This window comes from Niveispirillum sp. SYP-B3756, from assembly GCF_009495745.1.
In the GTDB taxonomy this organism is placed as follows: domain Bacteria; phylum Pseudomonadota; class Alphaproteobacteria; order Azospirillales; family Azospirillaceae; genus Niveispirillum.
On the sequence record NZ_WIDQ01000003.1, the window covers coordinates 140,172 to 162,128 of the forward strand.

18 protein-coding genes are annotated in these 21,957 nt (G+C 64.0%); 11 read left to right on the forward strand and 7 right to left on the reverse strand.

Going from position 1 to position 21,957, the window contains the following annotated elements; translation table 11 throughout:
* Positions 1 to 229: 229 nt before the first annotated feature.
* Together GE253_RS07670 and GE253_RS07675 are read left to right on the forward strand one after the other, a co-directional pair.
* Positions 230 to 1,954 (forward strand): DEAD/DEAH box helicase, encoded by a 1,725-nt coding sequence (locus GE253_RS07670; protein WP_348770815.1) that lies wholly within the window; start codon positions 230 to 232, stop codon positions 1,952 to 1,954.
* Between the two features lie 356 nt (positions 1,955 to 2,310).
* Positions 2,311 to 3,171 carry a TorF family putative porin gene (locus tag GE253_RS07675; protein ID WP_282183199.1) on the forward strand — a complete coding sequence of 287 codons (861 nt, stop codon included), beginning with the start codon at positions 2,311 to 2,313 and terminating at the stop codon, positions 3,169 to 3,171.
* A 34-nt stretch (positions 3,172 to 3,205) separates the two neighbouring features.
* Here GE253_RS07675 and GE253_RS25795 read toward each other — a convergent pair whose 3' ends face one another.
* Positions 3,206 to 5,179, reverse strand: coding sequence for a cache domain-containing protein (locus GE253_RS25795; RefSeq protein WP_173012552.1), 1,974 nt, complete (start codon positions 5,177 to 5,179; stop codon positions 3,206 to 3,208).
* Positions 5,180 to 5,320: 141 nt separating this feature from the next.
* On the reverse strand, positions 5,321 to 5,641 hold the full coding sequence (locus GE253_RS07690) for a PepSY domain-containing protein (RefSeq protein ID WP_173012553.1): 321 nt from the start codon (positions 5,639 to 5,641) through the stop codon (positions 5,321 to 5,323).
* Between the two features lie 262 nt (positions 5,642 to 5,903).
* On the opposite strand from GE253_RS07690, the gene GE253_RS07695 reads away from it, so the two are divergent.
* The 4 genes from GE253_RS07695 to GE253_RS07710 are packed head-to-tail and all read left to right on the forward strand — an operon-like array spanning position 5,904 to position 8,776.
* Positions 5,904 to 6,263, forward strand: a complete 360-nt coding sequence (locus tag GE253_RS07695; protein WP_153203559.1) for a PepSY domain-containing protein — start codon at positions 5,904 to 5,906, stop codon at positions 6,261 to 6,263.
* Positions 6,263 to 6,922 (forward strand): response regulator transcription factor, encoded by a 660-nt coding sequence (locus GE253_RS07700; RefSeq protein ID WP_153203560.1) that lies wholly within the window; start codon positions 6,263 to 6,265, stop codon positions 6,920 to 6,922. The genes GE253_RS07695 and GE253_RS07700 overlap by 1 nt, the downstream gene beginning before the upstream one ends.
* Positions 6,922 to 8,280 carry a sensor histidine kinase gene (locus GE253_RS07705; protein WP_153203561.1) on the forward strand — a complete coding sequence of 453 codons (1,359 nt, stop codon included), beginning with the start codon at positions 6,922 to 6,924 and terminating at the stop codon, positions 8,278 to 8,280. The genes GE253_RS07700 and GE253_RS07705 overlap by 1 nt, the downstream gene beginning before the upstream one ends.
* Before the next feature lie 13 nt (positions 8,281 to 8,293).
* Positions 8,294 to 8,776, forward strand: a complete 483-nt coding sequence (locus tag GE253_RS07710; RefSeq protein WP_153203562.1) for an OsmC family protein — start codon at positions 8,294 to 8,296, stop codon at positions 8,774 to 8,776.
* A gap of 18 nt (positions 8,777 to 8,794) precedes the next feature.
* On the opposite strand, the gene GE253_RS07715 is transcribed toward GE253_RS07710, so the two are convergent.
* The 4 genes from GE253_RS07715 to GE253_RS07730 all read right to left on the reverse strand — a co-directional run bounded on the left by GE253_RS07715 (position 8,795) and on the right by GE253_RS07730 (position 15,698).
* The gene (locus tag GE253_RS07715) at positions 8,795 to 9,817 is read right to left on the reverse strand and encodes an alpha/beta fold hydrolase (protein ID WP_153203563.1); all 1,023 of its coding nucleotides are present in this window, start codon (positions 9,815 to 9,817) and stop codon (positions 8,795 to 8,797) included.
* A 74-nt stretch (positions 9,818 to 9,891) separates the two neighbouring features.
* Complete coding sequence (locus tag GE253_RS07720; RefSeq protein ID WP_348770789.1) at positions 9,892 to 10,320, reverse strand: VOC family protein; 429 nt, start codon at positions 10,318 to 10,320, stop codon at positions 9,892 to 9,894.
* Positions 10,317 to 11,768, reverse strand: a complete 1,452-nt coding sequence (locus GE253_RS07725) for a hybrid sensor histidine kinase/response regulator (RefSeq protein ID WP_153203564.1) — start codon at positions 11,766 to 11,768, stop codon at positions 10,317 to 10,319. Before GE253_RS07725 ends, GE253_RS07720 begins: the two co-directional genes overlap by 4 nt.
* Before the next feature lie 144 nt (positions 11,769 to 11,912).
* Positions 11,913 to 15,698, reverse strand: coding sequence for a vitamin B12-dependent ribonucleotide reductase (locus GE253_RS07730; RefSeq protein WP_153203565.1), 3,786 nt, complete (start codon positions 15,696 to 15,698; stop codon positions 11,913 to 11,915).
* Positions 15,699 to 16,237: 539 nt separating this feature from the next.
* On the opposite strand from GE253_RS07730, the gene GE253_RS07735 reads away from it, so the two are divergent.
* The 4 genes from GE253_RS07735 (at position 16,238) to GE253_RS26210 (ending at position 18,979) form a co-directional block, all read left to right on the forward strand.
* Positions 16,238 to 17,176, forward strand: a complete 939-nt coding sequence (locus GE253_RS07735; protein ID WP_173012554.1) for a lysylphosphatidylglycerol synthase domain-containing protein — start codon at positions 16,238 to 16,240, stop codon at positions 17,174 to 17,176.
* 165 nt (positions 17,177 to 17,341) lie between these two features.
* Complete coding sequence (locus GE253_RS07740; RefSeq protein ID WP_173012555.1) at positions 17,342 to 17,731, forward strand: NADH:ubiquinone oxidoreductase subunit NDUFA12; 390 nt, start codon at positions 17,342 to 17,344, stop codon at positions 17,729 to 17,731.
* A gap of 91 nt (positions 17,732 to 17,822) precedes the next feature.
* Complete coding sequence (gene mlaD / locus GE253_RS07745) at positions 17,823 to 18,368, forward strand: outer membrane lipid asymmetry maintenance protein MlaD (RefSeq protein ID WP_153203567.1); 546 nt, start codon at positions 17,823 to 17,825, stop codon at positions 18,366 to 18,368.
* A gap of 71 nt (positions 18,369 to 18,439) precedes the next feature.
* Positions 18,440 to 18,979 carry a DUF2155 domain-containing protein gene (locus tag GE253_RS26210; RefSeq protein ID WP_247878546.1) on the forward strand — a complete coding sequence of 180 codons (540 nt, stop codon included), beginning with the start codon at positions 18,440 to 18,442 and terminating at the stop codon, positions 18,977 to 18,979.
* Here the strand turns inward: GE253_RS26210 and aat are convergent.
* Positions 18,913 to 19,566 (reverse strand): leucyl/phenylalanyl-tRNA--protein transferase, encoded by a 654-nt coding sequence (gene aat, locus GE253_RS07755; RefSeq protein ID WP_153203568.1) that lies wholly within the window; start codon positions 19,564 to 19,566, stop codon positions 18,913 to 18,915. The genes GE253_RS26210 and aat overlap by 67 nt on opposite strands.
* A 261-nt stretch (positions 19,567 to 19,827) precedes the next feature.
* On the opposite strand from aat, the gene GE253_RS07760 reads away from it, so the two are divergent.
* Complete coding sequence (locus GE253_RS07760; protein WP_153203569.1) at positions 19,828 to 21,921, forward strand: methyl-accepting chemotaxis protein; 2,094 nt, start codon at positions 19,828 to 19,830, stop codon at positions 21,919 to 21,921.
* Positions 21,922 to 21,957: the final 36 nt, after the last annotated feature.

Below are 21,957 nucleotides of genomic sequence, written 5' to 3' on the forward strand. Positions count from 1 at the left end.
CCGCCCTATTGAACGCCCCGAGATTGAGTCGGGTCGTTTCAAGGTGCCTGTCCCCGGTGGATGGCTGCCCCCTTCGCTCTCCGAACAAGTCAAGCCGCTCATGCGCAATCGCGTTGGTGCCGCAAAGTCCGGCACCCCGCAGCCTTTGCGCTTTGCCCGTGCCCCGCCGCTTGATTGCGGCGGTGGGCGAAGCCTTGGGTCGTCTGCTTGAGAAGATATCGCTTTGACCGTGACCATTACCTTTGCCGAACTCGCCCTCCCGACCTCCCTGCTGCAGGCCGTGGAAGAGCTGGGTTATGTCAATCCCACCCCCATTCAGGCCCAGGCCATTCCTGCAGCCCTGGAAGGCCGCGACGTTGTGGCGTCGGCCAATACCGGTACCGGCAAGACGGCGGCCTTCGTGCTGCCGGCGCTGGCCCGTATCGCCGCCACCCCGCGTGATGCCGGTTCCTGGGGCCCGCGCGTCCTGGTGCTGACCCCGACCCGCGAACTGGCTACCCAGGTGCTGGATCAGGTGCGCATCCTGTCCAAGTTCGGCCGTATCCAGACCGGTTCGGTGCTGGGCGGTATGCCTTATCGCGCCCAGATCGAAATGCTGCGCCGCCGCGCCGACCTGATCGTCGCCACGCCGGGCCGCCTGATCGACCATCTGGAAAATGGCAAGGTCGATCTTAGCTGCGTTGAAATGCTGGTGCTGGACGAAGCCGACCGGATGCTGGACATGGGCTTCCGCGATGCGGTGGAACAGATTGCCGGCGCCTGCCCGCAGGGCCGCCAGACCATGCTGTTCACCGCTACGCTGGACCGCACGGCGGAAAAGCTGGCCAACAGCCTGACCAAGGACCCCGTCCGCGTGGACGTGGCCGGCAAGACCGTCACCAACATTTCCATCACCCAGCATTGGCTGCGCGCCGACGGGCTGGACCATAAGCACAAGCTGCTGGCCCGCCTGCTGGAGGATGAGGCTTTCGGCAAGGGCATCGTGTTCATGGCTACCAAGGCCGATTGCGATGTGATGGCCGACCAACTGTCCGACAAGGGCCACCGTGCCATGCCGCTGCATGGCGACATGCAGCAGCGCGAGCGTAACCGCGTGGTGCAATGGATGCGCGATGGCCGCATCAATGTTCTGGTCGCCACGGATGTGGCCGCCCGCGGCATTGACATTTCCGACATCAGCCACGTCATCAATTTCGACCTGCCGCGCGTGGCGGAAGATTATGTTCACCGCATCGGCCGTACCGGCCGCGCTGGCGCCACCGGCATTTCCTACAGCCTGTTCACCCGCCAGGACCGCAATCTGGTCCGTGCGATTGAACAGTACACCGGTCAGCCGCATGTGCAGACCACCCTGCCGGGCCTGGAGCCGATGCCGGAGCAGGAGCGCAAGTTCCGTCCCGCCGGTGCCGGCGGCAAGCCGTTCGGCAAGGGTGGCTATGGCGGCGGCGGCAAGTCCTTCGGTGGCAATCGTGGTGGCTATGGCCAGGGCGGCGGCTATCGTGGTGGCCCGCGCCGTGAGGGTGAGCAGGGCGGCCAGGGTGGCTGGAACGGCGAGCGCCGTGAACGCCGCGAGGACCGTTTTGCCGGTGGCGAGCGGGTCGAGCGTCCGGCCGGCGAAGGCTATCAGCCCCGTCCGCAGGAACAGCATGGCGACCGTCCGCACAATGGTGGCGGCGAACGCCGTGGTTGGTCCCCCGATGCCGCCCCGGTGGGCGGTGAGGTGGCTGGTGAGCGTCCGGCCCGTGGTCCGCATCCGCACAAGACCAACCCCTACAAGCCCCATGCCAGCAAGGGCCGTCCCCACGGCCATGGTGGTGAAGGCCGCGCCGATTTCCGCGACCAGGGTGCTAACGCTGGCGGCGAAGGCCGGCGGGAATTCCGCGGCGAACGCCGTGGCGAGGCCCGCGAAGCCGGCGGTGCCGCCCCGACGCGCCGCCCGTTCCGCCAGGGCTGAGGATTTCGTATGTTGTTGCAGCGGTTTCCGGTCAGCCGGAAACCGCTTTTTTTATTATCGTCAATCCCTTGTTTCTTATTTATTAAATAAAAATTCCAATATACGCCCCGATGTATCAGACCGGCTGGTTTATAGCGTTTCCAAAAGGGCTCGACCAGCAAATGAAAATATCTCTTAATATCAGCGCACAAAGAATAAATTTTGGTGCCTTTGCCGGTTGAATCTACTGCTTTTGAACCTTCATTCGTATGGCTTTGACCAACTGCCCTTTTTATCCTTCCAGGATGAAAAAAGAATGGTGCAGCTTGCATTGATTGCGAGCAGACGCCGTCTGATCACATGGCGGTGATAGAATGATGAAGGTTTATAGCCCGCTTATACCAACAGCCCATGGGCGTGACTCTTGGTATTGGTGTCTTCTGTCAAACACCAGGTGCTGCGATCATGCTGGTTGGCTTGCCAAACAAGGGAATGCTGATCCGGCGGTCGCAGGCCACCATGGGTTATCGAACCTGTTCGGTGGTATTCTCGGTTTTTGTGCGCTGGTGCTTCTGCCATCACAGGCAGCGCTGGCCCAGGATTGGTCTGCGGACGCGGCCATCGTCACCGATTATGTCGACCGTGGCCTCAGCAATTCCGGTGGCAAGCCGGCGCTGCAACTGGGCTTGGCCCGCGCGCTGGGTGAGGGGTTCACCCTGGGGAGTTGGGCCTCCACCATCGGCGAGGGGGAGGGCAATAACTGGTCGGAGGTGGATTTCTACCTGGCCAAGGATTGGCAGATCGCTGATGGAGATCTTGAGCTGGCGGCGACCTGGATCGGCTATCCCGGTGCGCCGTCCGACAGCGATGCCAATCTGTGGGAATTTTCCGCCGTGCTGCACCAGCCCGTTACGGAGCGGGGTCAGATCGGCCTGATTGCCATCGCCACGCCGGATAATTCCGGACATGCCGGGGACGCGCTGTATCTGGCCTTGGAAACCCAATGGCAGCTGGATGAAAATTTCGCCCTGTTCGGCCATGTCGGGCGGCAATGGAACCAGCGGGAAGACCGCGCGGGACCGGATTACAATGAATGGGCTGTGGGCCTCTTCTACAGCATCAACACGGTGTCGCTGTCGCTCACCTTCTCCGACACGCCGGGTCTGGACCGGGAAGATGCCCCCGGCCCTTGCGGCAAGCGGCTGGTGGCCGGTATCAACTGGCAGCCGGAATGGTGAGGGAAGGCCCGTTCGGGCCTTCCCGCCATCGGTTTTACGCGGCCAGTTCCTGACAACCATCCACCAGTTGCGGCAGCCGGTCCAGGAAGGCCTTGGCTGTTACCGCGTCCAGTTCAAAGGCGGCGTGCAAATGGCGGTCGGTGGCCTTCAGCCCGTGGAAGGGCAGGCGCAGACCATCCAGCACCAGTACGCCGCGGGCCGTATTGGCATCCAGACCGGCCAGCGTCACCCCGGCTTCGGAAATATTCTGCACCCGCACCCGCTTCTGCCCGGCCTTGGTTTCGGCTGTGGCGTCGCGGTCCAGCACGAAACGGCGGGCCGGGCGCTTTTCCGCCTCCTCGGCGGACTGGCGGACCACCCGCACCAGGGTACCGCGCAGCGCCGTTACCGCCTCGGCCAGCCCGTGCGAGGCGGTGCGCACCGTGCCGGCGGCATTGTCGGTGGCGGCAGCCTCCTGTGACACCTCGGCAATGCGGGAGGATACTTCCCGCGCGGCCTGGGCGGTCTGTTCCACATTGCGGGCGATTTCGGCGGTGGCGGCGGATTGCTGTTCCACGGCAGCGGCGATGCCGGCCGATACCTCGTTCAGCTCGCCCACGCGGTCACCGATATCATGCACGGCGGCCAGCGCCCGGTCGCGTACATGCTGGATTTCAGCGATGCGGCGGTTGATATCCTCCGTCGCCCGCGCCGTCTGCCCGGCCAGATTCTTCACCTCACCCGCCACCACGGCGAAGCCCTTGCCGGCTTCCCCGGCGCGGGCTGCCTCGATGGTGGCGTTCAGGGCCAGCAGGTTGGTCTGGGCGGCGATGTCGGCGATCATCTGTGCCACGTCGCCGATCTGCGACACGGCACCGGCCAGCGCGTCGATGGCGGAAACGGCTTCGCTGCCGGCCTGCACGCTGCGGGCGGTGGCGTCGCTGGAATGGGCCACCTGACTGCCGATTTCCTGGATGGAGGCGGTCAGCTGGTTGGTGGCGCTGGCCACCGTCTGGGCATTGGCCAGCGCCTGGGCGGCGGCGGCGGCCACCCCCTCTGCATTGGCCCCGACGCGGCGGGCGGCGGCGGCCATGCGGTCGGCCTCATCCTCCATCATATGGGTGCGTTCGGAAACGCGGTCCACGGCACTGCCGGTTTCGCGTTCCACCGTGTCGGCCATGGCGGCCAGGGCTTCGACGCGGCGGCCTTCGGCGGCCTGGCGCTCTTCCTCCTGCGCGGCGCGCAGCGCCTCGGTTTCCGCCAACCCATCGCGGAACACGGCGACGGCACGGGCCATGGCGCCCACATCATCCAGCCGCTCCGTGCCCTCCACGGTGCGCGACAGGTCACCGGTGCGCATGGCATCCATGGTTTCCCGCAGCGAGCGCAATGGCCGGAGCAGGCGGGCGGTGGCGGCATGGCCACCCAGGATGATGGCCAGCGCGATCAACCCGCCGCCCAGCACGATCCATTTCAGGGCCCGGTTGAACTCGGCGAACAGGTCGGCCTTGCGCAGGCCGACATAAAGGATGCCGATGGTTTTACCGCTGGCGTCCGTGATGGGATCATAGGCGGCGTAATAACGCTCCCCCAGGATATCCACTTCGCCACGGTACGGCTGGCCTTGGCCCAGCACTGCCTGGCGGGCTTCTTGACTGGTTAGTTTTGTCCCGACGGCCGGCTTGCCATCGGCACCGGTGACATTGGTGGCCACCCGGATATCACCCTTGAACAGGGTGACGCGACCGCCGGTAATGTTGGCGATGGCTTGTATCAAGGGTTGGTTGCCCTCCAGCGCGGTGTCACCGGCGAACAGCTTGCCATCCTTCAGGCTGGGGGTGCCTTCGTTCTTCACCGCGTTCCAGGCCAGTTGCATGGATAGCGTCTGGGTGGCGTAGGCGTTGCGTTCCATGGCGGCACTCATCTGCTGATCGGCAAAGCCCAGGATCAGGGCGCAGAGCAACAGAAGACCGAAAGCGTTCATGGCAGCCACCTTTGTGGCCACCGGCAGGCGGTAAATGCGGTTCACGGGCCAACCCCCCAAAAAAGTCATCACTAACTGGGGGAAAGTTGGCACCGGAAACGATTTGGCCGCCTTGATTCAAGTCAAGCCCCCATCCCGATGCGGGATGGGGGTACAGTTGCGAAAATTTCGCTGTCCGTCTGGTGGTTAGTCGCGCTCATCTTTCAGGATTTCACCGCTGCGGGCATCCACCAGCAATTCACGACGGACCCCCTGGCTGTCACGGGCCTTCACCTCGAACAGCTTGTCGCTCTTGCGCTCCACCTCACGGATTTCGCTGTAGCCCTTGGCCGACAGATGATCGATGATCTGCGTCATGCCCAACGGCTGACCCTGGGGGATGGCGGGTGTGGCGGCCGGGGTGGCGGCGGGGGTGGCATTCTGCGCCAGGGCGAAACCACCCAGCGGCAGGGCGATCAGGCCGGTGGCGAGCGTCAGGGCGGCGATCTTCAGGTTCCGGGTCTTCATTGTCATAATCCTTCCAATTGGGGGGATAAGATCATCGGTCAGGATTCTTGACCGATGATACGGCGGCGACTGCCGCCGCGCGGCACATGCCGCGTAGCCAAGGCGCCGGATGGCGACGCCGGCGATTGAGGGGCCTGAAAGCGTGACCAACGGTCATGATTTCGGGCAGCGGGTATAAACCCCTTCTGATGCATCTGCCCTGAACTGATGCTGAATGGCCCGTTCATCGGCCGTTCAGCTTGGCGCCCTCATATTGGTTCACATGCGAAACCTGTTTCCCCCCCTGGCCGTGCTGGCCCTCACCCTTCTGGCTGTACCTCTGGCGCCGATGGCGGCCGGCGATGCCCGGCCCGACCATGACCGCGCCCGCACCGCCCTGCAGCGGGGGGAGGTGCTGCCCCTGCGCGATATTGTGACGCGGGCGGAGGCAGCCTTTCCTGGCCGCCTGCTGGAAGTGGAGCTGGAGGAGAAGGACGATGCCATCGTCTATGATATTGAGCTGCTGTCGCCGGATGGAAGGCTGATCAAACTGCGCTACGATGCGCGTACCGGCACCCTGCTGAAAGCCAAGGGGGCAGGGTTGACCGAACCGAAGCACGGACATAGGCCGGAGAAGGATTGATGCGCCTGCTGGTGGTGGAGGATGATCCGCAACTGCGAGAGCAGTTGCGCGCCGCCTTGGAAGCCGCCCCCTATGCCGTTGACACGGCTCCCGATGGGGAGGAGGCGGCCTTCATGGGGGAGACCGAACCCTATGACGCCGTTGTGCTGGATCTGGGCCTGCCCCGGCGGGACGGGCTGTCGGTGCTGCGCGGCTGGCGGGCGGCAGGGCGTACCATGCCGGTGCTGATCCTGACGGCGCGCGGCACCTGGCAGGAAAAGGTGGAGGGTATGGATGCCGGGGCCGATGATTATCTGGCCAAACCCTTTCGCATGGAAGAACTGCTGGCCCGCGTGCGCGCCCTGATCCGCCGGGCCGGCGGCCAGGCAGCGGCAGAGATCACCTGTGGGCCGGTGGCGCTGGATACCCGCGCCGGCCGGGTGACGGTGGCGGGCCAGCCGGTGACGCTGACGGCGCATGAATTGCGCGTGCTTTCCTACCTGATGCATCACCAGGGCCGCGTCATCTCCCGCACGGAGCTGACCGAACATGTCTATGCGCAGGATTTTGACCGCGACAGCAACACGATCGAGGTCTTTATCGGCCGGCTACGGCGCAAGCTGGGGGTGGACGTGATCCACACTGAACGCGGTCTCGGCTATCGGCTGGCAGCGCCCTGATGGGGCGCGTCGGTTCCCTGGGGCGGCGTCTGCTGGCGCTGGCGGTGGTCTGGGTGCTGCTGGCGCTGCTGGTGGCCGGCGTGGCCCTGACCGACCTGTTCCGCCGCCATGTGGAGGCGGATTTGACCCGCGCCATGGAACAGCATCTGGACCAGTTGACGGCCGCCTTATCGCTGCCGGGGCAGGGGGCTGACCAGCCCCTGGTGCTGGCGCGGGAATTGAGCGATCCGCGTTTTGAACGGCCGCTGTCCGGCCTCTACTGGCAGGTGTCGCAGGCGGGGGCGGTGCGGTTACGCTCCCGCTCCCTGTGGGATCAGGATTTGCCGGGCGGCGGCCCGGTACCGGCGGATGGCGCCCTGCATCTGCGCCGGGCCGTCGCCCCGGAGGGGGGCACGCTGCTGATCTGGGAACGGCGGGTCAGCCTGCCGGATGCGGATCAACCGCTGGATATCGCCGTTGCCGCCAATGCCGCCGCCCTGGAGGCAGCGACGGGCAATTTCGCCCGCGTGCTGGCCCTGTCGCTGGGGGTGCTGGCGCTGGGCCTGCTGGCGGCTGCCCTGGTGCAGGTGCGGTTGGGGCTGGTGCCGCTGGACCGGCTGCGCGCGGCCCTGGCCGACCTGCGGGCCGGGCAGTCGACACGGGTGCAAGGTGCCTTTCCGTCAGAGGTGCAGCCGCTGGTCGATGATCTGAACCAAGTGCTGGCCGACAATGCCGATATGGTGGAACGCGCCCGCACCCAGGCGGGCAATCTGGCCCATGCCTTGAAAACCCCGCTGGCGGTGATCGCCAACAGCGCCCATAGCATGGCCGATGCCGACAGCGCCCGGCTGATTGCGGTGGAGACGGAGCGGATGCGCCGCCAGATCGACCATCATTTGTCGCGCGCGCGGGCGGCGGCCATGGCCCGGGGGGCGGGGCTGCGCGTCTCGGTGGCCCCGGCCCTGGCCGGGCTGGCCCGCACCATCCCGCGCCTGCACCCGGACCGGGATATTGCCCTTGATCTGCAGGTGTCCGATGGGCTGCTGTTCCGCGGCGAAGGCCAGGATTTGCAGGAAATGGTGGGCAATCTGCTGGATAATGCCGCCAAATGGTGTGCGGGGCGAATCCAGCTTTCCGCCGCCCCGGCCGGCCCCGGCCAGCTTTGCATCATCGTGGCCGATAATGGTCCGGGCATTCCGGCTGACAGGCGTGCCGCCGTGCTGGCCCGTGGCACCCGCCTGGATGAGGCGGTGCCGGGCAGCGGGCTGGGATTGGCTATTGTCGATGATCTGGCCCGGCTCTATGGCGGCTCGCTGGAACTGGACGAGGACGCGGCATTGGGGGGATTATCGGCCCGCCTGACCTTACCCCGTGCATGAGGAAGCGTGAAAGATGAGCGCCAGCGACAAACAGCACCATTACACGGTCAACGTCACCTGGACCGGTAATCAGGGGACGGGCACCAGCGCCTATCGTGCCTATTCGCGCGATCATCTGATCACGGCGGGCGACAAGCCCGCCATCGCCGGCTCGTCCGATCCCAGCTTCCGGGGCGATCCGGCGCGCTGGAACCCGGAGGAGCTGCTGTTGGCCTCGCTGTCAGCCTGTCACAAGCTCTGGTATCTCGGGCTCTGTGCCGGGGCTGGCATTGTCGTCACGGATTATCAGGATGCGGCGGAAGGCTGGATGGTGGAACATCCGGGCGGGGAGGGGCAGTTCACCCGTGTCGTGCTGCGCCCCACGCTGACATTGGCGAAAGAGGCCGATATGGAAAAGGCCCGCGACCTGCATCATACGGCACATGAGAAGTGCTTTATCGCCCGCTCGGTGAATTTCCCGGTGGAGGTGGAGCCAGTTTTCGTCACGGCACCGTGATGCCGGGGCCAGGACGCTTCATTTCTGTGCCAAATGTTGCGAAACCCAGCTGGTGATCAGTGTCAGCGTTGCCGGCTCGACCGGGCCGGTGAACCCGCCATTCTGATTTTCCTTCAGATTATGGCTCAGCCCGGGGCGGATGGCGACGCTGCTGCCATCCTGCCGGCTGGCCAATGCCTTTTGGAAGGGGCCAGCGTCTTTTTCCGCCGAAATCTGGATATCATCGGCCCCGTTGACCACCAGCACCGGCGCTTTGACCTTTGCCAGTGCGCCGAGCGGGTTCAAGGAGAGGGCCCCCTGCATGAAGGGGCCGATATAGGCCGGGTACAATCCCCGCAGGCCGGGAGGCACCTGGGCCGGCACCTGACCGGTGCTGACGATCTCACGACGGATGGCCCCGTCTGCTTCCAGAATGGCCTTGCGCGGCGGTTCAGGCACATTGGCCCGCGCCATTTGCGCCCGCAATTGATCGGCAATCACATCGCCAAACGGGCGCGAGGCAGTTCCCAGCAGCACGACGGCGACGGGTGATATCCGCCCCTCGTCAATGGCGGCGAGCACCAGCGCCCCGCCCTCACTATGGCCCATGACGCCGCGCTGTGCGCCATTGATGCCAGCTTCCCGGCCCAAAGCATCATAGGCGGCGGCAAGGTCACCGACAAAGGCACCCCAGCGAAAAAATTGCGCCATGGCTGCCGGGTCATGCGGCATCTGGGCGGCATTGGCCTGCATACCCCGTTTATCCAGCCGCAGGCTGGCGATGCCTTTCCCCGCCAGGGCCTCAGCCAGTTGTTTCAACAGATCGATGGGCTTGTCAGGAAGCACGGCGCTGTTGCCGTTGCGATCTGTGGGGCCGCTGCCTTGGATCAGCAAAATGGCGGGCCAGCCCACTGCCGGGGCCGTGCCATCCGGTAAAAGCAAGGTGCCTGCCAAGGTAGCCCCATCGGTACCCGTCACGGTGACCGGTCTTTCACCCCCATTTGCCAGGGGCACGCCGAGAAAGGTGAAGAGCAGCAATGCTGAGACAAACAACTTTTTCATGGTATGTCCCACATAAAAGGCCGCTTATTTATGGCGATTTTGATCTATATGGTAAATTTTAAGGCGATCTTTCGTCAAGATATTCCACTGTCATCGCGGCTGATCCATCTGGCGGGATGGGGATGCTGGCGATAATGGGAAAGCCGGCTGGCCAGATTGCCGACATGCAGTTCCAACCGGTGCCCGTCTGGATCAAGCATATAGAGCGATAGCCCCTCGCTGCTGTTGGGTTGCCAGCAGGGGGCGACCGCAGCGACCCGCGCCGCCAGGGACGGAAAATCGGCCTCTGCCACATCGAAGGCGATGTGGCTGTAGTCATTTTCCGGTACCTGCACCCCGTCTGGTTGTCGATGCAGGCAAAGCCAGAGGCTGCCCGCTACCAGATAGGCCCCATTTGGGGAATGCAGGGTCAGCCGCATCCCCAACAGATCCCGGTAAAAGGCAAGCGCACGGTCAAGGTCGCTGACCGACAGGGTGACATGGTTCAGGCCGCGGACGCTCACTGATCCCCTGCCAATGCCAACTCCACCGCGCGGCGCAGCCTGAGCGGCATGGCGGGTTTGCCCATCAGCGCCATGCCGGCGGCCTCTGCCCTGCGGCGGGCTTCTGCCGTACCGTCGCCGGTCAGCAGGAGGGCGGGGACCGCGCGGCCATAGCTGGCGCGCAGGGCCTGCACCAGATCGGGGCCGCTCTGCCCGCCTGGCAGATGCAGGTCGGTGATGATCAGGTCTGGCTTGCGCCCGGCCAGTTCTTCGTCCAACGCTGTCGGGCTGCCGCCGACAGCGGTGCGGTAGCCCCATTCCTGCAACAGCATCTCAAGCGCTGCCAGCTGCAGCCGATCATCCTCCAGCACGGCCACCAATGGCGTGGTTGGTGCTGGCTCCATGGTCGCTGTGCTGACAGGGGGGGCCATGCCGTGCCGGTTGGCCAGCAGGGTGAAGCGACTGCCTTTGCCGGTCTGGCTTTGTACGGTTACCCGGTGGCCCAGCGCCTGGGCACCCTGCTGCACGATGGCCAACCCCAATCCCAAGCCCCGCCGCCCCGTTCCGGCTTCTTCCAACTGAACAAAGGGCTGGAAGATGTGTACCTGGTCGTCACGGGCGATGCCGGGGCCGTTGTCCCAGACCTCCAGTGCCGCCTGATGCCCCTGCCGCCGTACACCCAGCAACACCTTGCCGCCACGCCCAGCATGGCGCAGGGCGTTGTCCAGCAACTGGCGCAACAACCGTTCCAGCATCATGCCGTCGCTCACTATCGTCAGCCGGCTGGGCACATGGCGCAAACGTACCTCCAGGCTCACTGCCTGCTCCTGGCACTCCTCCATCAGCCGGTTCAGAAGCGGGGCCAGCGCGACGGCACCGGCGGAAATTTTGGCCGTGCCCGCCTGCAGAACCGAAAGGTCCAGTAAACTGCCCACCTGATGGGCAGCCGAACCCACCGCGTCGCCCAGCCGCTGGATCAACTCTTCCTGGCCCGGGTTGCTGGCTTTGCTTTCCAGCAGGTGTAAAAACAGCCGCATAGCCTGGAAGGGCTGGCGCAGATCATGATTTGCCTTGGCGAAGAGCTGGGAGGCGGGCAGCCGGTCCTTATCCCCTTCTTGCAGATGGCCGACACCGACCAGCCCGTTGACCGTGCCATCGCTGGCGCGTGTGGCGGCAAGCGACAGAGTAACGGGGCGCGAATGCCCTTGGATGGTCAGCGGAACAGTCAGCCTTCGCGGCTGCGCATCGGCCAATACCGCTTGTTTTGCCGATAAAAGCGCAACCGGGGCCTGGGAATCTTCCGGCTGACCGGCCCAGGCCGCGAAAATACCACGCGCCTGCGTATAGTATAGCCGCGCATCCTGGATGAAATCACCACTCCCAGCCTCTTGATGCGCCTGATTGAAGGCGGTCAGTACAGCCTTATCTCCTGGGGGGAGACCAGCCGGGGGAGAGGGTTTTTGCGACATATGGGCTGGCTCCGGCGAGGATAGGGGGCGTGCTTCTGCGGATTATATATGCTGCCCGCCCATCCCGAGGTGAAGCCCCTGTTCAGCAATCAACACCGCCAGGATGCCGTCGGTTCCCCCGACCCACCCCGACGCTGCATGGCCTCAGCTACACCCCGTCGTACCGCCACAGGTGTCGCATTTCAGGCAGGTGCCGTTACGCACCATGGTCATATTACCGCATTCGGGGCAGGGGTCGCCTTCATAGCCGCGCGCGCGGGCTTCCTTGATCCGTTCGAACCGCGCATCGCTCCTTCCCACCGTGCCGCTGCGCAGGCTGGTACCGGACAGGGCATCGCTGTGAACCGACCCGTTGCTGTAGCCGGTCGGCGCATCGGTGCCGGTGGCGGCATAGGCGGTGGTGGCGTTCTGGAAGCCGGCGACGATGCGCCCCTGCTGGCCGCCTGGCACAACGCGCAGGTTGGAGCGGACATAGCCGGTGGACGCGATGCGGGCCACGGCGGCCAGGGTTTCCTGCGTCATCCGTGCGGCATTGTCCGGCAGTTCCGGCGCGCGGTTGGCGGCTTCCGGCAGGCCCGCCAGATCAGCCTGGGCATCGCCCCGGCCCATCGTGTCGGGCAACAGATCCTCCGGCGTGGCATGGGCCAGATCGTTGCGGCCCAGATAGGAGATGGCCAGTTCCCGGAACACATAATCCAGGATGGAGGTGGACATCTTGATGGCATCGTTACCCGTCACCATGCCCGACGGTTCGAACCGGGTGAAGGTGAAGGCCTCGACATATTCTTCCAGCGGCACACCATATTGCAGGCCCAGCGAGATGGCGATGGCGAAGTTGTTCATCATCGACCGGAAGGCAGCGCCTTCCTTATGCATGTCGATGAAAATCTCGCCCAGCCGCCCATCTTCATATTCGCCGGTGCGCAAGTAAACCTTGTGCCCGCCGACCATGGCCTTCTGGGTATAGCCCTTGCGCCGCTGCGGCAGCTTTTCTCGGTCATGGGCGCGGACAACCTTTTCCACCACCCGCTCAACAACGCGTTCGACGACCTTTTCCGCCACCAGCGGCACGCGGGCTGCCGCCGGAGCCTCCACGATTTTTTCCAGCAGCGTCTGTTCGTCAGTGTCGAAGCTCTCCTCATCCTCCTCCAGCACCTGGGCGTTCAGCGGCTGAGAGAGTTTGGAGCCGTCGCGGTAGAGCGCATTGGCCTTCACGCCCAGCCGCCAGGACAGCATATAGGCTTCCTTGCAGGCCTCCACCGGGGCCTGGTTGGGCATGTTGATGGTTTTGGAGATGGCGCCGGAAATGAAGGGCTGGGCGGCGGCCATCATGCGGATATGGGCATCCGCCGACAGGTAGCGCTTGCCGATCTTGCCGCAGGGGCTGGCGCAATCGAACACCGGCAGATGGTCGTCGCGCAGGCCCGGCGCACCCTCCAAAGTCATGGCACCGCAGACATAGACATTGGCGGCCTCAATCTCCTTCCGGCTGAAGCCCAGATGGGCCAGCAGGTCGAAGCTGAAGGCATCCAGATCCTGTTCCGATACGCCCAGCACGTCGCGGCAGAAATCGACGCCCAGCGTCCATTTATTGAAGACGAACTTGATATCGAAGGCCGATTCCAGGGCGCCTTCGACTTTGGCGATCTCCGCGTCGGTGAAGCCCTTGGCGCGCAGCTTGGCATGGGTGACGCCAGGCGCGCCGACCAGCGTGCCATTGCCCACAGCATAGCGTTCGATGCGGGTGATCTGTTCGTCGCTATAGCCCAGGCGGGACAGCGCCTCCGGCACCACGCGGTTGATAATCTTGAAATAGCCGCCGCCGGCCAGCTTCTTGAACTTCACCAGCGCGAAGTCCGGCTCGATGCCGGTGGTGTCGCAATCCATCACCAGCCCGATGGTGCCGGTGGGGGCAATCACCGTGGCCTGGGCGTTGCGATAGCCATGCTGCTCGCCCAACACCAAAGCCCGGTCCCAGGCGGCGCGCGCCGCCTCCACCAGATCGGCATCGGGGCACTCGGCGGCCTTCAGCGGCACCGGGGCCACCGACAGCCCCTCATAACCCGTCGCGGCGCCATGGGCGGCACGGCGATGGTTGCGGATGACGCGCAGCATATGGTCGCGGTTGGGGGCAAAGCCTGGGAAGGGGCCCAGTTCGCCTGCCATCTCCGCCGACGTGGCATAGGACACACCGGTCATCAGCGCCGTAATGGCCCCGGTCAGGGATCGCCCGGCCTCGCTGTCATAGGGCAGGCCGGCGGCCATCAGCAGGCCGCCGATATTGGCAAAGCCCAGCCCCAGCGTGCGGTATTCATAAGACAGCCGGGCGATCTCGCGCGAGGGGAACTGCGCCATCAGGACGGAGATTTCCAGCACCAGCGTCCACAGCCGGCAGGCATGGCTGAAGCTTTCGATATCGAAACGACCGTCGGGCCGGCGGAATTCCATCAGGTTCAGGGACGCCAGGTTACAGGCCGTATCGTCCAGGAACATATATTCCGAGCAGGGGTTGGACGCATTGATGCGCCCCGCCGCCGGGCAGGTGTGCCAATCATTGATGGTGGTGTCGAACTGCACACCCGGATCGGCCGACTGCCAGGCGGCCAGCCCGATCTTGTCCCACAGGTCGCGGGCGCGCAGCGTCTTGGCCACCTTGCCATCGGTACGGCGGATCAGGTTCCAGGGACCGTCATTTTCCACCGCGTTCAGGAAGGCATCGGGTACGCGCACGGAATTGTTGGAATTCTGGCCGGAGACGGTGAGATAGGCCTCCGAATCCCAATCCGTATCGAAGCTCTTCATATCGAAGCTGGTGAAACCTTGGCCCGCCATCTGGATGGCGCGCTGGATGTAATTTTCCGGCACCAGATCGCGCCTTGCGGCGATGATGGCGCGCTTCAGGGCGCGGTTCTGCGTCGGGTCCAACCGTTCCGCATCCGGTCCGATCCCCTCATTGCAGGCGGCCATGATCATGTTCAGGTGGCGCGACACCTGCTTGGAACCGGTGACGAGGCTGGCAACCTTCTGCTCCTCCACCACCTTCCAGTCGATATAGGCTTCGATGTCCGGGTGATCGAGATCGACCGTTACCATCTTGGCCGCCCGGCGGGTGGTGCCGCCGGACTTGATGGCCCCTGCCGCGCGATCACCGATTTTCAGGAAGCTCATCAAGCCCGACGATTTGCCACCGCCGGCCAACTTCTCATGCTCCCCGCGCAGGCGGGAGAAATTCGTTCCGCTGCCGGAACCATATTTGAACAGCCGGGCTTCACGGACCCAGAGGTCCATGATCCCGCCCTCATTCACCAGATCGTCGGCAACGGACTGGATGAAGCAGGCATGGGGCTGGGGATGTTCGTAGGCGCTGTTGGACGCCACCAGCTCCCCGCTCTTCGGGTCGACATAGAAATGGCCCTGGCTGGGGCCGTCAATGCCATAGGCCCAGTGCAAGCCGGTATTGAACCATTGCGGGCTGTTGGGGGCCGCCATCTGGCGGGCCAGCATGAAGCGCATTTCGTCATAGAAGGCGGCGGCATCCGATTCGCCATCGAAATAGCCGCCCTTCCAGCCCCAATAGGCCCAGGTGCCGGCCAGCCGGTCGAACACTTGCCGGGCAGAGGTCTCTCCACCGCGCCGTTCGGAGTCGGGGAGGGTGGCCAGCACCTTGTCGTCGGCCACATGGCGCCACAGGAAGGGGGGAACATCATGTTCCTCCACCGCCTTCAGGGCGGCGGGCACACCGGCGCGACGGAAATATTTCTGGGCCAGGATATCGCAGGCCACCTGGCTCCATTCCGCCGGCACCTCCACATCCTTGGCCTGGAAGACGACGGAGCCATCGGGATTGCGGATCTCGCTGGTGGCCGTTCGGAAGGGGATGTCCGCATAGGCGTCCTGACCTTCGATGGTGAAACGGCGCTCGATCCGCATGGTACTGGCCTCTCCCTGGTACGGCGACGGGCAGCGCCACAAAGGCGCACGAAACCCATACCCGCCCCAGGCGAGCGGGGCAGGTGCCTACAGATAAGATATGGTGACGAGGCGGAGGCTAGGCCACAGGGGGCCCCACATCAACCAGATTTTGTGACGGATTAACGTCTTCATACTGCTTATTGTGGTTGACGGGATTATTCGCCGCGATGGGGGTGAGAGGCGTAAAGCGGCGGGATTCCGGGATTCCCCGGTACGGGCCTGGAGTCGGAGTCGCTGCCGCTGCTGACGGGTTTACACATTTGGCTGCCACCTTTTGGCGCATTGGTCTAGTCAATCCGGACAGGGGGTTTCCATTCGGCCGGATCAGTGGCAGGGTGCCGCCGCCGATGGGGATGCATCCAATCGGTTTCCGGCCGCGTTAGTGACGCCAAGAGTGAATGTCAGAGCTTCCCGATTCCCTCCGAGAGCCCATGCCTGAACAAGATGCTGCCGCCCAACGGCGAAAAAAATGGCTGGGCATAGCAACCGCCCTTTTCATGGCAGTGCTTCTGGCGGTCGCCATCCGCCACGTGCTGTCGGAAGTGAAGTTCGAGGATGTCTGGGCCTATCTGCAAGCGCTGCCTTATACGCGCCTGTTGCAGGCGGTGGGGATCACGGCACTCGGCTATTGGGTGCTGACACTCTATGACGTGTCCGCCCTGATCTATCTGAAGAAGAGGGTACCTTATCGCACCACAGCATTCGCGGCGGCCTGTGGTTATGCCTTCTCCAACAATATCGGCTGGGCGGTGCTCAGTGGTGCGGGGGTGCGGTTGCGCACCTATGGCGCTGCCGGTCTGACCCCGGCCGATGTCGCCCGCGTCGTCGTCTTCTCCACCTCCACCTTTACCTTGGGGATCAGCTTCACCGGGGCGGTGGGCGTACTGGTGGGGCCGCATCCGGTGGCCGCCATGCTGAAGGTGCCGGAATTGCTGGTGCAGGGGCTGGCAGTGGCGACATTGCTGGTGCTGGCGTCGCTCTGCGTCATCACAGGCGTGACGCGCAAACCGATCAAGCTCTGGCGCTGGTCGATCCAGTTGCCCTCGCCCCTGGGGGTAATCTCCCAGATCAGCATTGGCTCGCTGGAAATCGTGCTGGCCGCAGGCGTGCTCTGGTCATTGCTGCCGCTGGAACATGGCATCGGCTTCACCGCCTATCTGGGTATCTATTGCGCGGCCCTGGTGGTGGCGATCTTCAGCCATGTGCCCGGTGGTATCGGGGTGTTTGAGAGCATCATCATCCTGGGCTTGTCGGATGATATTCCAGCGGGCCAGTTGCTGGGGGCGATGCTGGCCTATCGCTTCGTCTATTATATTTTGCCGCTGGTGTTGGCCGGCATCGCCATCGCCATCTGGGAAATCCGCCACCATACCGGCCGTATTGGCCGGGCGGCGGACCGGCTGCGTGGTCATGGGGAGCCGCCATCGGCCCCGTGAAATATCTGTTGTGCGATTTGGGTAGACCGGCAACGCCTTGAGCAGCCTGTCCCACCTGCGCGCGGGGGTGGATTTTGCTTTGCCGCGGTGCCATAGTCCCCCGCACTGCCGTATCCCGCGCCGTTGCCGCGGGGGTTTGTCCCTTCAGTCCCGAAACGGACCATCATGAGCAAACGCATCTCCCTGGTCACCTGGATGGCCAACATCCAGATCAATTTCTTCACCGCCCGTGCGGGCCGTCTGGTCGGTACCGACAAATACGGCAACAAGTATTATGAGGAGAAGAAGGCCCGCACCGGCCTGAAGGCCCGTCGCTGGGTGATATATAATGGTGAGCCGGAGGCGACCAATGTGCCGCCGGAATGGCATGGCTGGCTGCATTATGTGATGGCGGAACCCCTGCCCGAGCAGAGTGTTTTCCACAAGCCGTGGATTAAGGAACACCAGCCGAACCCGACCGGTACGTTGCAGGCCTATCGTCCGCCCGGCCACCTGTTCGAAGGTGGCAAGCGCGACAAGGCGACCGGCGATTATCAGGCATGGACTCCGAACTGATCGGCACCATTTAGGGTTCATCATCGTCATGGCGGCGTTGATCCAGCGCCGCCATGTCCGTTTCGGGGTTTAGTCGGGAGTGGTTCTGTCCATGCGCAGGAATGTGATTGAGACCGTGCTGGGCGCGGTGGTGCTGGTGATGGCCGGCTTCTTCCTGTTCTTCGCCTATACCAGCAGCTCCGTGCGGGCGGTCGGTGGCTACAAACTGGAAGCCCGGTTCAGCAGCACGGGCGGCCTGTCGGCCGGGTCGGATGTGCGCATCAGCGGGGTGAAGGTCGGCACCGTCACCAGCCAGTTCCTGGACAAGCAGACTTTCCAGGCCGTGGTGCAGATGGAAATCGACCGCACGATCCAACTGCCCCGCGATACCTCTGCCGTCATCGCCAGCGAGAGCTTGCTGGGCGGCCGCTATCTCCAGCTTGATCCCGGCGGGGAAGAGGAGAAGCTGAAGGAAGGCGATCTGATCGAATATACGCAGTCCGCCGTCAATCTGGAGGAACTGCTGGGGCGCTTCATGTTCAATTCCGGCGGTTCCAGTTCCAATGCCGGTTCCGGTGGCAATGCGGCAACCCCGCCCGCCGCCGCCAATCAGGGTGCGCAGGCACCGGCCCCCGGTGGCCTGCTGGGCGGCAAGTGAGACTGCCATCAAAGGGCCCGCTTCGGCGGGCCTGATCGGCAGGGTGATGTCAAGCTGACCGGACAGGTTCGATGCTGGTGAAGAAGATCGTTCGTGCGCTGCTGCTGGGGGCCTGCCTTGGCGCCGCCGCTGTTGCCGCCGCACAGGATGCCACGGTACCGACGCTGCCGGAGCCATCGTCGGCCCCAGATGCTCAACAAGATCCTGCTGCCGGGGCAACGGCCCCGGCCGTACAACGCCCGGCACCGCCCCCCGCCCCGCAACGCAGTTTCGAGGCCATGCCGGTTGTTGTGCTGCAGGGGCTGGACAAAGTAACGGCCCGCACCTCCACCTTCGAAGCCAAGGTGGGCGATGTGGTGCAGTTCGGCCAATTATCGATTGAGGTCAAGTCCTGCCGCAAGGCCCCGCCGATCGATCCGCCGGAATCGGCTGCCTTCCTGGATATCTCGGAAATCCCCACCACGGCCGGTGCGGCCCCGGTGCCGGTTTTCGTCGGCTGGATGTTTGCCTCCAGCCCGGCCCTGTCGGCCATGGAGCATCCGGTTTACGATATCTGGGTCAAGGACTGCAAAAAGTCGGAAACCAAGGCCCGTTCATCATCCAAACAGTAAAAATCGGCTTCAATCCGGGTCGCCTGCGATAGCTGCGCCCGGTAGCGGTGGCGGGGAATTTCCACCGCCCCGAACTGGGCCAGATGCTCGGTGATGAACTGCGTGTCCAGCAGGCGAAAGCCGCCTGCCGTCAACCGCGCCACCAGATGTACCAGGGCCACCTTGCTGGCATCGGTGGCGCGGGAGAACATGCTCTCCCCAAAAAAGGCGCCGCCAATGGAGACGCCATAAAGCCCCCCGACCAATTGCCCATCCAGCCAGCATTCGACTGAATGCGCATGGCCGACGGCATGGAGCTGGCAATAGGCGTCGGTGATCTCCCCATTGATCCAGGTTTCCGGCCGCTGCGGACCACCGCCGGCACAGCCGGCCATCACCTGCCGAAAGGCTGTATCGACCCGCACATCAAAGGGGAAGTGGCGCACGGTTTTGCGCAGCCGGCGGGGAACATGAAAGCCGTTCAGGGGCAGAATCCCCCGATGCGGCGGGTCAAACCACATCAAATCGGTGGAACGGGCGTTCTCCGCCATCGGGAAAACCCCATTGGCGTAGGCCCTTAACAATAATTCCGGTGTCAGAATGACCATGATGTCCTGGCAAAACGTCCACCAAGGCGGCGGGGATATAGACTAACAACTCTAAGGGCGCTGGTGAATATGCAAACGTGATTTTGCAGCTAAAGCGAGCGTCACCCAAAATTAATAAAACTGACCCACAGACTTTATATCGGCGGCCCATATCACTTCAGGACAGGCCGGTGGGGCGTTGTGGAAACAGTGCCGCTATCGGCCGCTGCGCCTCATGTATGTGTTGGATTTTAAATAAATTCCAGACACCGGGATACTGGCATGACCGATGTTACGCTGACCGCCCCGTTGAATGCCGATTTGGAAACGGGGACCGGGCGTTGGGGCCTGGGCGAATTGTGGCAGAAGCTGCGCGGCAAAGGCGAAGGTGGGGGTGATGGTGGGGAAGGCGGGGTCTTGGCCCAGCTATCCATCGTCACCCGCATCGGTTTGCTGGTTGGGGCGGCCCTGTTGACCGTGACGATGACGGCGGGCCTATTCCTGCTGGGCGACGCACGCCGGGGCGATGCCTCCGACCGCATGACAGGCTTGTCAGTGGTGGCCGAAACGGCGGCCGAACTGAATCGCCAGACCACGGCGCTGCAGCTTCATGCCACCCGCTTCCTGCGGGAACGCATCCCCGCCGAGGGGGAGGCCTTCCGCAACAGTCTGGCCAAGGTGAAGGAGGCAGCCGCCCGTATCGCCGCCCACCCCGCCGCAGCCGACAAGGCGGACACGGTCAACGCCATCCAGGCCAAGCTGGTGGCGCTGGCCGACGCCTTCAACAAGGTGGATGACGCCACCCGCGCGGTCGGCTTCACCGATGAGGACGGCTTGCGGGGCCAGATGTTCAAATCGGTTGCGGCAACGGAAGGCGAATTGAAGAAATGGCCAGCGGCCGTGGCGGCAGAGCTATATATTGGCATGGCAGAAATGCGCAATGCCGAGAAATCCTTCCTGCTGACGGGGGAGGACAAGTATCTGGGCCAGCACCGCAAAGCCTTCAACGAATTCTCCTTCTTCATTCCCGAATCCAAGCTGGATCCGGAAACCAGGACGGCGATTGATACGCTGTCGCGCAAATATCGCCAGGATATGGTGGCGCTGGCCGACGCCACGGCGGCGCAGCGTTCAGCGATTGCTGCCTTCGCCCAGGTGGTGGCCGAGACCACGCCGCTGATTGATGAGCTGTTCACCTTTACGGCAGGTGGTCTGGAACAGGCCCGTGAGGCAGAGGCCACCATCCGCCGCCAGACCCAGCGGATGACCTTGCTGATCGGCGGTTCGCTGGTTGCCCTGTTCTGTGGCCTGTCACTGCTGCTGGTGCGGTCGATCACCGGGCCGCTGGCGCAGATTGAACGCGCCATGGAAACGCTGGCCCGGGGTGAGCGCCTGTCCTTCATCCCAGGCACTGGCCGCCGTGATGAAATCGGTGACATGGCCCGTGCCATTGATGTCTTCCGTGTCAATGCAGAGGAGATGGACCGGCTGAAGGTGGAAGAGCAGGAACGCGAGCGTGCGCATAAGCAGGCATTCGCTGACCGGCTGGGCGGTCTGGCCCAGGCGTTGGAGCAGGAGGTGACGCGCCGCGTTGAAGTGGTGCTGACCGAGGCGGCGGGCATCTCCGACCTGGCTGGTAAGATGAATTCCGCCGCCCAGCGGACGGGTGAGCAAAGCCACGGTGTGGCCGGGGCCGCCCAGGATGCCACCAACAATGTGCAGACGGTGGCTGCCGCCACGGAGGAACTGGCCACCTCTTCCCGGGAGATCGGCCGCCAGGTGACCGAGGTAGCGGACATGGTGCATGAGGCGGTGGCCCGTGGCGCCCAGACCCGCGCCATGATCGCGCAATTGGCCGAAGCAGCACAGAATATCGGGCAAGCGGCCCAGTTGATCGGTGATATTTCCGGACAGACCAACCTGCTGGCGCTGAATGCCACCATTGAGGCAGCGCGGGCAGGTGAAGCCGGCCGTGGTTTCGCCGTCGTGGCGGCGGAGGTGAAGAACCTCTCCACCCAGACCGGTCAGGCGACGGAGGAGATCAGCTCGCAGATCACCGCCGTGCAGCGTGCCACCGAACGGGTGATCGGCGATATTCATCAGTTGCACGAGGTGATCGCCCGTATCGATGAGATCGCCGGCGCCATCACCGCCGCCGTGACGGAACAAGGCAGTGCCACCGAGAGCATCAGCCACAGTGCCGCCAGTGCGGCTGGCGGTACGATTGAAGTGTCGGACCGCATCCAGAGTGTGGCGGCCGATGCCAGCGAGACGCGGACGCTGGCGGATAATCTGGCGAACAAGGCACGCCAGGTGACCGATGAAATGGAGTCGCTGCGCTCCCGCCTGGGGGTCATTCTGGCGCAGGCGGCCTGAAAACCGGGAAGGGGGCGGTGATCACCGCCCCCGATT

Bases quoted from the DNA above. Each gene is read 5' to 3' on its own strand.
- GE253_RS07710 (WP_153203562.1), top strand. From the start codon at position 8,294: ATGAGCGCCAGCGACAAACAGCACCATTACACGGTCAACGTCACCTGG.
- GE253_RS07700 (WP_153203560.1), top strand. From the start codon at position 6,263: ATGCGCCTGCTGGTGGTGGAGGATGATCCGCAACTGCGAGAGCAGTTG.
- GE253_RS26210 (WP_247878546.1), top strand. From the start codon at position 18,440: ATGCTGGTGAAGAAGATCGTTCGTGCGCTGCTGCTGGGGGCCTGCCTT.
- mlaD (WP_153203567.1), top strand. From the start codon at position 17,823: ATGCGCAGGAATGTGATTGAGACCGTGCTGGGCGCGGTGGTGCTGGTG.
- GE253_RS07730 (WP_153203565.1), bottom strand. From the start codon at position 15,698: ATGCGGATCGAGCGCCGTTTCACCATCGAAGGTCAGGACGCCTATGCG.
- GE253_RS07760 (WP_153203569.1), top strand. From the start codon at position 19,828: ATGACCGATGTTACGCTGACCGCCCCGTTGAATGCCGATTTGGAAACG.
- GE253_RS07740 (WP_173012555.1), top strand. From the start codon at position 17,342: ATGAGCAAACGCATCTCCCTGGTCACCTGGATGGCCAACATCCAGATC.
- GE253_RS07695 (WP_153203559.1), top strand. From the start codon at position 5,904: ATGCGAAACCTGTTTCCCCCCCTGGCCGTGCTGGCCCTCACCCTTCTG.
- GE253_RS07705 (WP_153203561.1), top strand. From the start codon at position 6,922: ATGGGGCGCGTCGGTTCCCTGGGGCGGCGTCTGCTGGCGCTGGCGGTG.
- GE253_RS07735 (WP_173012554.1), top strand. From the start codon at position 16,238: ATGGCAGTGCTTCTGGCGGTCGCCATCCGCCACGTGCTGTCGGAAGTG.
- GE253_RS07725 (WP_153203564.1), bottom strand. From the start codon at position 11,768: ATGTCGCAAAAACCCTCTCCCCCGGCTGGTCTCCCCCCAGGAGATAAG.
- aat (WP_153203568.1), bottom strand. From the start codon at position 19,566: ATGGTCATTCTGACACCGGAATTATTGTTAAGGGCCTACGCCAATGGG.
- GE253_RS07715 (WP_153203563.1), bottom strand. From the start codon at position 9,817: ATGAAAAAGTTGTTTGTCTCAGCATTGCTGCTCTTCACCTTTCTCGGC.
- GE253_RS07675 (WP_282183199.1), top strand. From the start codon at position 2,311: ATGAAGGTTTATAGCCCGCTTATACCAACAGCCCATGGGCGTGACTCT.
- GE253_RS07690 (WP_173012553.1), bottom strand. From the start codon at position 5,641: ATGAAGACCCGGAACCTGAAGATCGCCGCCCTGACGCTCGCCACCGGC.